Source organism: Nocardia sp. NPDC047038, from assembly GCF_040644075.1.
Lineage (GTDB): Bacteria > Actinomycetota > Actinomycetes > Mycobacteriales > Mycobacteriaceae > Nocardia > Nocardia sichangensis.
This window is the reverse complement of the sequence record NZ_JBEYVQ010000004.1, coordinates 279,922-293,125: the sequence shown is the minus strand read 5'-3', so window position 1 is coordinate 293,125 and position 13,204 is coordinate 279,922. Positions and strand designations below refer to the sequence as shown.

Below are 13,204 nucleotides of genomic sequence, written 5' to 3'. Positions count from 1 at the left end.
CCCGAGCGCTGGATCTAGGCCTCTTCAAGGGCTTCGCCGATTTGGTGAGCGACGCGATTGTGCTGGTCCTGCGCCAGCCAGTGACCGGCCGCGAGGACCACCGCAACGGGCCATTCGATGATCTCCGCCGCAGCCAGCGCGCCGAGTGCACCGTAGTACGCCAACTGTTCGGGTCGAGGGATACGGACCCGGCCCACTACCGGCAGTTCTACCGCGAAACCCTGCGCGGCCAGCACGCGATCTACGGCATTCCGGTGGCCGGTATGCGACTTTTCGGCCATTTTTTACCTTCCGGTAACAGTGTGTTGGATAGGTCGATGCCTGGCATCCGCACGGTGTCCAGTGTGATGACAAATGGTGCAGGCGGCGGCTCGGATCAGCTGACGGGCGCGCTGACGCAGGTTCTGGCCGTGCCGTTGCGTGAGCTGTACGCAGTGCTGTGGCGCCTCGGCGTCGTCGAGATCGTCGACTGATCGTTCTGTTGCCGACCGCCGGCGGCTAACAGCCACGGGGGCATGTCGGCGACGGCGGTCGACAACGCCTGCCGCCGACCCACCGGGGCGTACCGCAGGTCCACGTGCGACGACTAATGCATGCTCGGCGAGCGCTGCGCCCGGCCCGCGCTCTCCGGCGCGGGAATCGCACGCTCGTCGTCTCGGCGGGCGGACTGGCCGCTCTGCGCGTGCGGCTCGGGGCGCCCGGCGCGATCGTCGGCCTCGGGCGGCGGCAGCCTGCCCGATCGCTGCCCGAGCTTCTGAACCACCAAGGTAGCGCCGCCGACACCCAGCAGCACCGGCCAGTCCACCAGACCCGTGGCACCGATCGCCACCAAAGTCAGTGCCGCCGCCGGTGTCGAGTGGCTGCCGCTGCCGAGCCCCTTCTTCACGCCGATCGCGGCACCCTGGATGCCGCCGATCACACCGTTGACAGCGGCGCCGCCCACGGCGCCTGCCGCGGCCGTCGTCGCGCCGGCCGTCCGGGCGATCATGTCCACCACGCCTTCGGAAATCTTCATGGGTCACTCCGTTGCGTTCACCATTTGGACACCTACGAGCAAACCAAAGTTTACCTCTGGCGAGAAGTTGGAGCGGGTGTTGCGTCAGTCCGCGATCACTCGCCGTATATCGCGCTGACCTCTGCGGCGAAATCGCGGAGTACGAGGTTGCGTTTGAGCTTCAACGATGGGGTGACATATCCGCTGTCCTCGGTCAGCTGGGTGTGCAGCAGGCGGAATTTGCGGACGGCCTCGGCGCGGGACACGGCGCGGTTGCCGTCGTCGACAGCGGCCTGGACAGCGGCCAGTAGATCGGGGTCCGCGGCGAGATCGTCGACACTGGCGTCCTGGGGTTTGTCATGCAGCTGTTTCCACAGGGGAAAGTGCTCATCGTCGATGGTCACCAGGCAACCCACGAACGGTTTGCCGTCGCCCACGACGATCACCTCACCGATGATGGCGTGGGCGCGGATGCGGTCTTCGATCACCGCGGGAGCCACGTTCTTACCGGCGGCGGTCACGATGATCTCCTTCTTGCGCCCGATGATGGTGAGGTACCCGTCGTCATCGAGAGTGCCGAGGTCGCCTGTGGCGAACCAACCGTCGCGGAACGACTCGGCGGTGGCACGCGGATTGTTCCAATACCCGGTGAACACGTTCGGTCCGCGCAACAGGATCTCGCCGTCCTCATCGATCCGGATCGAGGAGCCCGGGAGCGGTTGGCCGACCGTGCCTATCTTCGGCCGGTCGTCCGGATTGAACGTGGCGGCGGCGCATGTCTCGGTCAGCCCGTAGCCCTCCAACACGGTGAATCCCACTCCACGGTAGAAATTGCCGAGGCGTTCGCCGAGTGGCGCTCCGCCGGATATGGCGTGCGTGGCGCGGCCGCCCAGCGCGGCGCGCAGCCGCCGGTAGACCAGCCGGTCGAACAGCGCATGCCGGATCCGCAGCGGGAGCGGTATGTGCCCGGCGCCCCGGGCCCGGCCGTAGTCGATGGCGGTCGTGGCTGCCAGATCGAAGACGCGCTCGCGGTGGGCGAGTTCCGCTCGAGCGCGTGCGGTGTTGTACACCTTCTCGAAGACACGTGGCACGCCCAGGATCAACGTCGGCCGGAATGCGCCGAGTTCGGCGGTGACATCTTTGACATCGCTGACGTTCGCGATGTCGACCGGGACGTAGGCCGCCGCGACTTCGGCGATTCGGCCGAGCACATGTGCCAGCGGCAGGAACAACAGCACCGAGGACTCTCCGGTGCGGAACAGCGTCGGCATCCGGGCGGTGATGTTGCCGAGTTCGGCGAGGAAGTTGCCGTGGGTCAGCTGACACCCTTTCGGGCGGCCGGTGGTACCGGAGGTGTACACGATCGTCGCAGGCACGTCGGCCGCTACGGCGGCCCGGCGCTCCACGACGGTGGCGTCGCTGATCCGTGCGCCCTCCGCCGTCAGGTTCGCTATGGCGTCGGCCTCGATCTGCCAGCTGTGCGTCAATTTCGGCAATTGGTCGCGTACTGCGGCGACCACGGCCGTGTGGTGATCGGTCTCTGTGACGATGGCGGACGCGCCGGAGTCGGACACGATCCACTGCACCTGTTCGGACGAGGAAGTTTCATAGACGGGGACCGAAATCGCGCTCGCGTACCAGATCGCGAAGTCCAGCAACGTCCACTCGTACCGCGTGCGGGACATGATGGCCACGCGATCGCCTGCCTGGATGCCGTTGGCGATCAGTCCTTTCGCCGTCGCCCACGCCGCGGCGCGGAACTGGGCGGCGGTCACATCCTGCCAGCGGCCGCCTACCTTGCGGGAGATGACGGTCAGATCGGGGTACCGCTCGGCGTTACGTTCGATCAAGTCGGTGAGGTTCGCCTCGGCGGGCACCTGGTACAGAGCCGGCAGTCCGAATTCCCGCATGATCGGTCCTCCTCGGCGCTGCCGGAGGGCGCACGATGCGCTCGACCTAGGTGAGCCGCGCACTACCGAGTATGGTCCGCGGCGCATCGATGCGGCGATGGACGTTGGCAGTCGCGCGTAAGGACATAGGTCCTCTCCAGTGCTGAGTGGTAGGCCCACGACGCCGCACGCCCAGGTTCTGGGTAGCCGGTGACGTGCCAGAGTGCCCGCTGTTCGGTGACCTTCGGCCGTCACCTGCGCCACTGGTTCGCGCGATGCTGAATCCAGGCGAAAGCGGGCCTACCGGTTCCTGGTCACCGAGGCCACTTGCCGGACCGGCTCGGAGTTCGTCCTGGACGGTGGCGAGGCCGCGGATCCGGGTTTCGCGCCTGCCGGACGAATCTCGATGAGAGGCAAGCGATGCCGAGAACACACCCCGATTCCGAGACACTGCGATCCGCGTTGGCGCTGGCATCTCGTGCGCCATCGGTGCACAACACCCAGCCCTGGCGGTGGCGGCTGGGGCGCGAGACCGTCCACCTGTACGCCGACGAGAGCCGAAGACTCCCGCACACGGACCCTGACGGACGTGACCTGCTGCTGAGTTGTGGTGCGGCGTTGCATCATCTGCGCGTCGCCGCTCGTGCGGAGGGGTGGGAGACGGTAATCCATCGGCTACCGAACCCTGCCGCGCCCGAGCATCTCGCCGTCGTGGAATTCCGTCCGACCACATGCACACCCGAGCACGTCGAGTTGGCGCGCGCCATCGGCAAACGCAGCACGGATCGCCGCCGCTTCAGCTCGTGGGAGGTGCCGCCCGCGTATATCGAGGCCATTGTCGCCGCCGGGGTGGCGACCGGAGTGCTCGTGCGCGATGTCGAGGCCGAACCGGCGCGGACCCAGCTGCTGCGAGCGTTCGAACAGGCGGCCTGGCAGCACGCCCGTGACGTCTCGTACGGCGCCGAACTCGCCCAGTGGAGCGGCAGGCACGCGGCGCCGCAAGGGGTGCCGGCGCGCAACGCGGTGTCGACCGAGGCCGACCCCAGGGTGCGTCCGTTCTCGAACCCGGGATTGCCGCAGGCGGTGGTGCGTGACATCGATGCCGCCGACCGGATGATCCTGCTGAGCACCAGCAGTGACGATCGGTTGTCCCAGCTGCGGGCCGGTGAGGCCACGAGCGCGGTGCTGTTGACCGCCACGTCGCTCGGGCTGGCCACTTGCCCGTTGACGGAGCCGATGGAGTTGGCCGACACCAGGGAACGCATCCGTGCCCACGTTCTCGACGACAGCGCGCATCCGCAGATGATCGTGCGGATCGGTTGGGCGGTTCCGAGCGCGGATCCGGTCCCGCCGACGCCGCGCCGCCCGCTCGACGAGGTGGTGCATCCGCTGGATCGTTCGGGTTCATGACGAGGCGTGCCCCGGAGGGGTGATCCAAGGTGGCGCGGTATCCGTCGCGGACGGTTCGCCTGTGGCGATGCCGGCCGTGGAACGGCAATCCACTGATGCGCGCTTCGGACCGGTGGGAGGCACTGGTGCGGCTGTTCGCCGCGATGGCAGTGCTGATCGCCGTGCCGCTCGCCGTCGTCGCGGGCACGGCAGGCAGCACGAAGGCCGCGCAGCGGATCCGGGTGGAGAACTCCGCCAAGGTGGCCGTGACGGCGACGGTGGCAGGCGCACCGGAACCGGTGCTGACAGTCGCTGGACAGGACGACGCACGGGCACGGTTCCAAGCGCCGGTGCGGTGGAGCCGGGACGGCCGCGAAGGCAGCGCGACCGTCCCGGTCCCCGGCGCGGCGGAACCCGGCAGCCACGTCACGGTGTGGTGCGATTCGGCCGGGAAGACAACCACACCGCCGCGGCCGTACTCGGACGCGCTGTGGGCCGGAGTCGCGCTCGGCTCGGTCACCTTTGTCGGAATGTGTTTCGGTGCGATGGTTTCGGCTTCATCTACCGCACGGTTGCTCGACCGAATGCGTGGCGCTCGCTTGGCGGCCGAATGGCGGCGTCTGAGCGGACCGATCGGAACGGACATGGAATGACGGACCTGGGATCGAGGAGAGCGCCATGACGGAGAACTCGACCGCGCACATGGAACGGCCGGATCGGCCGATCGTCGTCGCCGTCGATGGTTCGGCCAGCTCGTATCACGCGGCGGCGTGGGCCGCGGCCGACGCCGCGCTGCATCGTTCCCGACTGCACATCGTGACGTCCGTCGCTGTGCCGCCCGGGTTCGGCCTCGGCGCCACACTGACCGAATCCGATATCGAATGGCTGCGCAAGGACGGGGAACGGGTGCTCACCGAGGCTGCCCGCGTCGCCAGGACCACGGCAACGGGGGAGGCGCTGGCGATCAGCACCGAGTCGACGCTCGAGCCGATAATCCCGGACCTACTGGCCCGGTCCGAGCACGCGAGAATGCTTGTCGTCGGCAGCCGCGGGCTCGGTGCGTATCGGCGCGAGTTGCTCGGATCGGTGAGCACGGCGATGACGCGGCACGCACACTGCCCGGTCGCGGTCGTGCGCTCGACTTCGGCGACCGACGCCTTCTCCGCGGGAAAGCCCGTGCTGGTCGGGGTGGACGGAACCGACAACAGCGTGCCCGCTATCGAAGTCGCCTTCGAGGAGGCCGCGCGCCGTAAGGTCGGGCTGATCGCGCTGCACGCGTGGAGCGATTCGAGCGGTATCGATCTCGTGCCCGGCTGGGATGCGGTGGGGGAACGGGAGGACGCGTTGCTCGCCGAGAATCTCGCCGGATTCGGCGAGCGCTATCCGGAGGTGCCGGTGCGGCGTGTGCTGGTGCGTGACCGGCCGGTTCGTTCTCTCGTCGATCAATCGGACGAGGCCCAATTGCTCGTGGTGGGTAGCCACGGCCGCGGCGGGTTCACCGGCATGCTGCTCGGTTCCACCAGCGCGGCGTTGCTGCATACGGCGGAGTGCCCCGTCATCGTGGTGCGTCAGAGCTGACGCGGGCGTCGTTTCGCACCGAGAGCGCCTGCTCGAGCAGCACGCGCCGTTCGGCGGCGGCGATCGCCCGACGGGCCGCGGGCACCGCGTCCGGCGTCACCGAGATCGAGGTGATGCCCATCCGTACCAGGTGTTCGGCGAATTCGGGGCGTGTCGAGGGGTCTGCTCACATAGCGAAGCGGTGATCTTCAGCCGTCGCGCCGTCTCGACGATCCTGCCGATCGCGTCGAGGCGGGATCGGATTCGTCGAACAGCTCGGCGCAGGTGGCGGAGTCGCGGTCCACGCCGAGCATCAGCTGAGTGAGGTCGTTGCTGCCGATCATGAGACGTTTCTTGTCCACGGCCGGCTGAAGATCAGCGGAACCACCGGCGACGGGAAGTTCGTACGGGAGCGCGGGAGGTCCGATCGTCATCGTGTCCGGGACACCACTGGTCCGGTGGGGTAGCCCTGCGGACGGCGTCGATATGCGCGCCGCAGCCGGCCCAGGTGATCTTCCCGCACTCACGACACTTGACGGGTGAGCACATCAGCGCTGTTCCCCGGCAGCGGTGAAGCTGGGCGGGCCTTGGTAAGGGCGCTGCATGGCGGCGAAGCCAGGAGCTTTGGCTGCGACGACGATGGCGGCCAGCAGTTCGGCGGCGTGTTCCGGCCGGGGCGGCTCGGTCAAGACGGGACCGCTGAAGACATGACCGTCGACGCTGATGATGGGGCTGCCGCTGCGCCCGCCGAGCGCTGTTCGGCCGGCGTGATGGGCGAGGGCGACCGCGGCGTCGTGGCCGATGTCATCGAGCAGCCACTGTGCGGCCACCCCAGGCGAATGGGCATACAGGGTCCACATACAGGCCGATATCGGCCACGAGATCCTCCTATCGCTAGGTTCCGATACCCAAGGGGGTATATTACGTATCAATCACTATACGCAAGGGGGTATGCATCCCGACGATCCGATAGATACCCCTAGGGGTATTATGAACTGGCACTGAAAGAGAAAGGGCGCACCCATGGTCGGCGACGAAACCGCTATCGCCGAAACACTCAACAGGCTGAGGCGCGCACACGGTCAGCTCGCCGGCGTCATCGCCATGATCGAGCAGGGCCGGGACTGCAAAGACGTGGTCACCCAGCTCGCCGAGGTCTCTCGCGCGCTCGACCGCGCCGGATTCAAGATCGTCGCGACAGGATTGCGCGAATGCCTGAGCGGGAGCTCCGGCGACGGTCAGCAGCCGATGACCGTCGAAGGGCTGGAGAAGCTGTTCCTCGCTCTGGCCTGACTACGATCGCCCCGCACGGAAGGACCGCATGATGAACCTGGGACTGTCCACCACTTTGCACACCGATTTCGGCGATGCCGTCGACCGGACCCGGGCCGCTCTGAGCGAGCAGGGATTCGGCGTTCTGACCGAGATCGACGTGCGAGCCACACTCGCGGCCAAACTCGACGCGCACATGGAGGATTACCTCATCCTCGGGGCCTGCAATCCGCCCCTGGCGCACGAAGCGGTCGGCATCGATCGGCAGATCGGGCTCCTGCTGCCCTGTAATGTCGTCGTGCGCCGCAACCCCGACTCCGACAGTGAGGTCATCGTCGAAGCGATGAATCCGCAACTGATGGTTCAGGTGTCGAACGAACCGGCGTTGCAACCCATCGCCACTCGGGCTGCCGCCAAACTGCAGGCGGCCATCGACTCCCTGAACTCCGCGAGCCGTGGTGTCTGACTGCGCGGTCGGTCCCGCGTCCCGCTAGAAACCAGGTCACCTCTGTTCGGTTCGTCGCGCTTCCCGCACAACCGCCTCCGCCGCGCGTGGGACGGCTGCCGCGACGGGCTCGGACAGGGGTCCCGGTAGTAACCGCCGAAAAACCAACGGATATGGCGGAGCTGCTGGTCAGCGGCGGCGGTCGGCTCCCGGCCTCAGGATCGAGGTCAACTCGCGCATGGCTTGGGGGACGGTTCGAAGTAGCGGCGCAGGTTCTCGGCCTTGCGGTGCCGCGACTTCGCCATGAGTTCGAGCAGGCTCGCGCCGGACTCGCCGATACTACGGCTACCCCTGCGACCAGGGGGTGCTGGAGGTGAACACGGGCGCCGGCGGTGACGGTGTCGCCGCCGCGTACCGGCTCCTGGGCGCACGAGGCCTGCACCCGTACATGGATGTGTGCCTGTGGTTCGCACTCGATGGCACAACGAGAACCGGCCAGAGTATCTGGCCGGTTCTCACGTTCCAGGCTCGCACGCTGCGCAGCGGTCCGGTGCGGACCGCTGCGGGCCGAGGACTATTCCTGAGTCAGAGTCAGGGCCCGGTTCTCGGTGGTGTCCTTATGAATCTCGACCTGGCTCATGTCCTCGGCGTCAGGCGGCAGGTAGGCGAACGCGGCGGTGATCTCGACCGCACGGTCATCGTAGTAATACGTCATGAGTTCATTGCCGTCGCCGTCGTGAGCATCTGCGCGATTCGGGCCCTCGCCGTAGTCGTAGCCCAATGGCACCCTGACCTTCGTCTGCCGAGATTCGCCGTCACAGGTCACCCGATCCAGCCCCTCGTCTTTCATACGGACGGGTCGGCCTTCCGGGCTTTTGAACCATTCGGACTCGACCTTGACCCACAGGGCGTTGGCCTGGCCGGGTTCGCAGACGTAGGTGATCTCGGCGACGACCCACCAGCTGTAGTCGCCGTGTGCGTCTGGGAACGCTCTCCCGATCCATATGCTGGTCGTTGCGCTGGCCGGTCCGGCCGCGTTGACCAGTACAGCGGCGGTCAACGCGAGTGTCGAAGCGAAAAGTCTTCCACGAACCACTATGTGCGCCTTTCGGTGTCGGTAGGTGGTGGAAAAGATCCGTCGAGCGGACAGCAGCCTAGACCATGCCACACGGCAGTTATGCACGAGTCCTATAAGTGACACCAGAGGGGTTTGCGCGAGTCCCGGGGTAAGCGAACCCCAGGTCGGCGACATGGTGGGGATCGGCCCGGGATCCGCGGCGCGGTGCCGCGGTTGGTTCTTCGCGGTCAGTTCCGGAAGGTACTTATAGAGCGTGGTCCGCGATATCCCCAGCAGCCGCGCGATCGAGGACACCGACTCATCCGGCCGGGTCTGCGCCCGCCGGCCGTAGGAACCGATAGGGGTCGCATCCACCTTCAACTGCTCGGCCAGTCGTGCCACCGCCACCGGCGGCGCAGTCACCACCCGATCCGGCACGAAGCCCAGCCACGGCAACGTGCACAACGCAATCGCCAGACCCAACCGATCCACCGGACCCCGGCCCCGGCCCGGGTCAACAAACGCCAGATCCGCCGGAGTCAACGTGAAATACCGGAACAACTCCTCGCGACTGATCTCCGGGAACCCCCGCAGACGCTCCAACTCCTCGTCCGCGAACACCCGCGTCGCCACGAACCCTCAACCTCCACCCGCGCCGACCAACATCATCGGCAGCCAAGCCGAGCATCAACCACGCACACCCGCACCCAGAACGCGAAAACTCCCTCCCACCAGGGCGTTACGCCATATCCGTTGTTTTACGCGCCGTTTCTACCGGAACCCCGGACAGACCGACGCCCGGCTCGGGGCGCACCACATCCACCGCGACTACGACGGCTCCCGTCGTGTCCGCGGTATTCATTGCCCACGCCGACGGCCACGGCCCACGGCGCGATCATCGGCGCACACCATGTCGCGGTCCAGGAAGTGGGCCGAGCAGGATATGCACGGATCGTAGTTCCGGACCGCGCGTTCGCACATCGTGGCCAGCGCGGCGTCATCGAGGTCGAGGTGGTCGGAGACGACGCGCCGCGGATCGTCCAGTCTGGTCAACCGGGAGATGCGCCGCGAGGGACCAAGGTCCCGAATCGCGATTGCCGACGGCATCGGGCCCAGCGGCGACGGTCCAGAGGACCGGCCTGCCTCGCTCGAGTGGTCTTTGGTCCCTTCTCCCGGGGACGATCAGCCGCATTCGAGCCTGTGCCGCGGCTCATACCGTTGAGGTCGGCGCCCGGCTGGGTGCTACGCGACCACAGGCTCGGGAGGTCCCCATGACAGAGCAGCGATTCGACGACCCGCATCACCTCGTCACGGCGAAAATCCTTGTCGGCGTGGATGGTTCGGACGGGTCGTGGACCGCCCTCCGGTGGGCGGCGCGGTTCGCGGCCGATCGCGGACGCGAACTCGAGATCCTCCACGGCATGGACGCGGTGGGCAACGACTGGGTACTCGGCGACTACGAGGTCGTGATTCCCTCGGTCCTCGACGTCATCCGGCAACAGGGACAGGATGTGGTCGCCCGGGCCGAACGCGTGGCCCGGTCGGTCGCACCCGAGTTGCGTATCTCGTCTCGCGCGACCACCGATACCGGGAAGCAATTGCTGATCGAGCACAGCGCGGAGGCGTACGCGGTCGTGCTCGGTGCGACCGGAAACGCGGGGACGTTCACCCATCTGGGCTCCACGCTGCTGGCCGTGACCGCCCACGCGCGCGGCGCCGTGGTCGTCGTGCGCCCCGACCCTGATGCCGACGGCGCGGTACACACATCCGGCCCGGTGGTGGTCGGCGTGGACGGCAGCCCCGTCGGCGACGCGGCTATCGAGGCAGCCTTCACCGAAGCGGCCGAACGCGATGTCGAACTCGTCGCTGTCCATGTGTGGAGCGACTGGGACTCCGGGCGCTTCGCCGGTCACGCCCACCGGGCCGAGGCCGAACTCGACAACATCGAGCGGGCGGTTCTCGCCGAGCGTGTCGCGGGGTGGCAGGAGAAGTTCCCCGAGGTTCGCGTCGCACGGAAAGTCGAGGTTTCCGCGCCGGCGTCGCACCTGCAGTCCTGGTCGAACGTGGCGCAGTTGCTGGTCGTTGGCAGTCGCGGACGGGGCGGTTTCGCGGGCATGTTGCTCGGTTCCACCGCGAACACTCTGGTACAGCATGCCTCGTGCCCGGTCATGGTCGTCCACCCGCGATGACCGAGATCGGGCAGAGGGCGGTGTACCTTCGACGTACACGGCGGTAGCCGCCACGGTGCTGCTCGTCGGCGGACCATGTGATATCGGGAGGCGAGTGCCGATGGCGGCGACGGATCGGTGGTCGTGGCCGCGCATCCTCGGCGCGGACGGCCCGGCGGCAGTGATCTGTATCCGGTTGGCTGTGGGGCTGGTGTTCCTCAGTGAGGGTATTCAGAAGTACCTGTATCCGGACAAACTGGGGCCGGGCCGCTTCGAGAAGATCGGCATCCCCGCACCGACGTTCTTCGCGAACTTCGACGGTGTCATCGAAATCGTCTGCGGCGTCTTGATCGTCATCGGACTGCTGACCCGCTTCGCCGCGCTGCCGTTGCTGGTCGATATCAGCTTGGCGATCGTCTTCACCAAGTTGCGTGAGCTGCGGCCGGGCGGGTTCCAAGGAGTGGAAGGCTTCTGGGGAATGGCCCACGACGCGCGGACCGATGTCGCGATGTTGCTCGGATTGATCTTCCTGATCTGGGCCGGGCCCGGCCGCTGGTCACTGGATGCGTGGCTCACCCGCCGTGCTCAGCACGACGTCCTTGCGTAGTCCCGTCGTAGGAGTGCCCGCGATGGTCACTGTCATGCCCCCCGACATGGCGGGTCTGGCTGCGCCGTGTGGACCATCCATTGCCATCTTGATTCGTGGTGTTTCGACATTGCGTCCTGTTGGCAAAAGTTGCCCGATGTGGCCTGCCTCGTGCATGAATCACCTTCTGTCGGAACGACTTTCGAACCTCGCCGAAGCATGTATAGAATCCGATCCGGTACAGCGAGTCCCGGCTGAACTTCGGTGAGGAACCGCCGAGCGCGAACCCTAGGGGTGAAAAGGAGACATCATGTCCGGACTGGAGTTCGCGACTCTCCGTGATCAGGTGGCCGCGCTGCGGACGAAAACCATCTCGGCCACCGAACTGCTCGAGCTGACCATCGCGCGGATCGAAAAGTTCGACGACAAGATCAACGCCGTCGTGGTGCGGGATTTCGACCGCGCCCGCGCCGCAGCGAAGCAGGCGGACGCGGCGCTGGCGCGCGGTGAGTACGCACCGTTACTGGGCGTGCCGGTGGCGGTGAAGGAATCGTTCAATGTCGCGGGTCTGCCGACGACGTGGGGATTTCCCGATGCGAAGGATTGGCAGCCTGCCGAGGACGCGGCGTTGGTGACGCGGGTGAAGGGTGCGGGCGGTGTCGTCATCGGCAAGACCAATGTGCCGCGCGCCCTGCACGACTGGCAGTCCTACAACGACATCTACGGCACCACGAACAACCCGTGGGACCTGACACGCTCGCCCGGCGGCTCCTCGGGCGGCTCGTCCGCCGCACTCGCGGCAGGGTATGTCTCGCTGGCACTCGGCTCCGACATCGGCGGCTCGCTGCGGGTACCAGCGCATTTCTGCGGCATATACGCCCACAAGCCGTCACGGACGCTGCTGCCGGGTCGGGGAAATACGCCGCCTCGGACGCCTGCGCTGCCGGCCCCGCAAGACCTCGCCGTGGTCGGGCCCATGACGCGCAGTGCCGCCGACCTGACGTTGGCGACCCTGTTGCTCGCCGGTCCCGACGAGGTGGAGGCGGTCGCATACAAGCTCGCGCTGCCACCGCCGCGCAGCGCCGAGTTCGACGACTTCCGGGTGCTGGTCATCGACACTCATCCGTTGTTGCCGACGTCGACCGTCATCCGCGACGGGTTCGACCGGATCGCTCGAGGGCTCGAAAAGGCTGGTGCCGCGGTCGCCCGGCACAGCGCGCTGCTGCCCGACCTCACATTGACGGCGAACACCTATCTGACACTGCTGATGTCGCAGTTCGGCGCGGATGCGCCGGTCGATACCTACCGAGCGCTCCAAGCCGCCGTCGCCGACATTCCGCCGAACTCCGACCGTCCGGAGGATGTCATCCGCCGCGCGTTCGTGGCCGGACACGGCGACTGGATCAGGGCGGACCGTGTCCGTATGGTCCTGGCCGACCAGTGGCGACGCCTGTTCGACGAATTCGACGTGGTGCTGTGCCCGATCACGCCGACGCCTGCCTTCCCGCATGACCATTCGGACATGGACACTCGCACTATCGATATCGACGGCACCACGCACCCCTATAACTACCACCTGGTGTGGGCGAGTATCGCGACACTGCTCGGGCTACCGTCTACCGCAACGCCGATCGGGCGCTCGCCCGAGGGGCTGCCCTACGGCATGCAGATCATCGGCCCCTATCTCGAAGACCACACCACGTTGCGGTTCGCGGAGTTGATCGAGCAGGAGTTCGGCGGATTCAGCCCGCCGCCCGGTTTCGTATGAGGGAGGTCGACTCGCTTCGCTCTTGTCGCGGGCCCGAAGGGTGCGCTGATCGGATCCGGTGACGAACCGGTAAAACCGC

Annotated in this window: 15 protein-coding genes and 1 pseudogene; 9 read left to right on the top strand and 7 right to left on the bottom strand. The window is 66.9% G+C overall.

The features are described from left to right. Positions 1-14 precede the first annotated feature (14 nt). On the bottom strand, positions 15-281 hold the full coding sequence (locus ABZ824_RS17860) for a hypothetical protein (protein ID WP_355078183.1): 267 nt from the start codon (positions 279-281) through the stop codon (positions 15-17). On the opposite strand from ABZ824_RS17860, the gene ABZ824_RS17855 reads away from it, so the two are divergent. Continuing rightward, positions 264-473, top strand: coding sequence for an Rv1535 domain-containing protein (locus ABZ824_RS17855; RefSeq protein WP_356964202.1), 210 nt, complete (start codon positions 264-266; stop codon positions 471-473). The two genes, ABZ824_RS17860 and ABZ824_RS17855, sit on opposite strands and share 18 nt — an antisense overlap. A 113-nt stretch (positions 474-586) precedes the next feature. On the opposite strand, the gene ABZ824_RS17850 is transcribed toward ABZ824_RS17855, so the two are convergent. Both ABZ824_RS17850 and ABZ824_RS17845 read right to left on the bottom strand, forming a co-directional pair. Then, positions 587-1,015, bottom strand: a complete 429-nt coding sequence (locus tag ABZ824_RS17850; RefSeq protein ID WP_356964201.1) for a hypothetical protein — start codon at positions 1,013-1,015, stop codon at positions 587-589. Between the two features lie 95 nt (positions 1,016-1,110). Beyond that, positions 1,111-2,904, bottom strand: a complete 1,794-nt coding sequence (locus ABZ824_RS17845; protein WP_356964200.1) for a long-chain fatty acid--CoA ligase — start codon at positions 2,902-2,904, stop codon at positions 1,111-1,113. 399 nt (positions 2,905-3,303) lie between these two features. Here ABZ824_RS17845 and ABZ824_RS17840 point away from each other — a divergent pair, with 399 nt between their 5' ends. From ABZ824_RS17840 to ABZ824_RS17830, 3 genes are all read left to right on the top strand, one after another. Then, positions 3,304-4,293 (top strand): nitroreductase family protein, encoded by a 990-nt coding sequence (locus ABZ824_RS17840; protein ID WP_356964199.1) that lies wholly within the window; start codon positions 3,304-3,306, stop codon positions 4,291-4,293. Between the two features lie 95 nt (positions 4,294-4,388). Next, the gene (locus ABZ824_RS17835) at positions 4,389-4,925 is read left to right on the top strand and encodes a hypothetical protein (protein ID WP_356964197.1); all 537 of its coding nucleotides are present in this window, start codon (positions 4,389-4,391) and stop codon (positions 4,923-4,925) included. 25 nt (positions 4,926-4,950) lie between these two features. After that, positions 4,951-5,850, top strand: coding sequence for a universal stress protein (locus tag ABZ824_RS17830; protein ID WP_356964195.1), 900 nt, complete (start codon positions 4,951-4,953; stop codon positions 5,848-5,850). Here ABZ824_RS17830 and ABZ824_RS17825 read toward each other — a convergent pair. Next, positions 5,828-6,176 (bottom strand): annotated as a pseudogene (locus tag ABZ824_RS17825) (putative PEP-binding protein); the annotation flags it as partial. The gene ABZ824_RS17830 and the pseudogene ABZ824_RS17825 overlap by 23 nt on opposite strands. A 201-nt stretch (positions 6,177-6,377) precedes the next feature. Continuing rightward, entirely contained in the window at positions 6,378-6,659 is a 282-nt protein-coding gene (locus ABZ824_RS17820; RefSeq protein ID WP_356964194.1) for a hypothetical protein, read from the bottom strand. A 193-nt stretch (positions 6,660-6,852) separates the two neighbouring features. Here ABZ824_RS17820 and ABZ824_RS17815 point away from each other — a divergent pair, with 193 nt between their 5' ends. Together ABZ824_RS17815 and ABZ824_RS17810 are read left to right on the top strand one after the other, a co-directional pair. Beyond that, complete coding sequence (locus ABZ824_RS17815) at positions 6,853-7,122, top strand: metal-sensitive transcriptional regulator (protein ID WP_356964193.1); 270 nt, start codon at positions 6,853-6,855, stop codon at positions 7,120-7,122. A gap of 31 nt (positions 7,123-7,153) precedes the next feature. Further along, complete coding sequence (locus ABZ824_RS17810; RefSeq protein WP_356964559.1) at positions 7,154-7,567, top strand: DUF302 domain-containing protein; 414 nt, start codon at positions 7,154-7,156, stop codon at positions 7,565-7,567. Between the two features lie 553 nt (positions 7,568-8,120). On the opposite strand, the gene ABZ824_RS17805 is transcribed toward ABZ824_RS17810, so the two are convergent. Further along, a complete protein-coding gene (locus ABZ824_RS17805; protein WP_356964192.1) occupies positions 8,121-9,236 on the bottom strand; it encodes a DUF4158 domain-containing protein in 1,116 nt (371 codons plus the stop codon). Between the two features lie 225 nt (positions 9,237-9,461). Beyond that, positions 9,462-9,656: a hypothetical protein gene (locus tag ABZ824_RS17800; protein WP_356964582.1), complete on the bottom strand. Its 195-nt coding sequence runs from the start codon at positions 9,654-9,656 to the stop codon at positions 9,462-9,464. A gap of 218 nt (positions 9,657-9,874) precedes the next feature. Between ABZ824_RS17800 and ABZ824_RS17795 the strand changes: the two genes are divergently transcribed. From ABZ824_RS17795 to ABZ824_RS17785, 3 genes are all read left to right on the top strand, one after another. Then, positions 9,875-10,792, top strand: coding sequence for a universal stress protein (locus ABZ824_RS17795; RefSeq protein ID WP_356964190.1), 918 nt, complete (start codon positions 9,875-9,877; stop codon positions 10,790-10,792). Between the two features lie 100 nt (positions 10,793-10,892). Beyond that, positions 10,893-11,378: a DoxX family protein gene (locus ABZ824_RS17790; RefSeq protein ID WP_356964189.1), complete on the top strand. Its 486-nt coding sequence runs from the start codon at positions 10,893-10,895 to the stop codon at positions 11,376-11,378. Positions 11,379-11,667: 289 nt separating this feature from the next. Then, positions 11,668-13,125 carry an amidase gene (locus ABZ824_RS17785; protein ID WP_356964188.1) on the top strand — a complete coding sequence of 486 codons (1,458 nt, stop codon included), beginning with the start codon at positions 11,668-11,670 and terminating at the stop codon, positions 13,123-13,125. Positions 13,126-13,204: the final 79 nt, after the last annotated feature.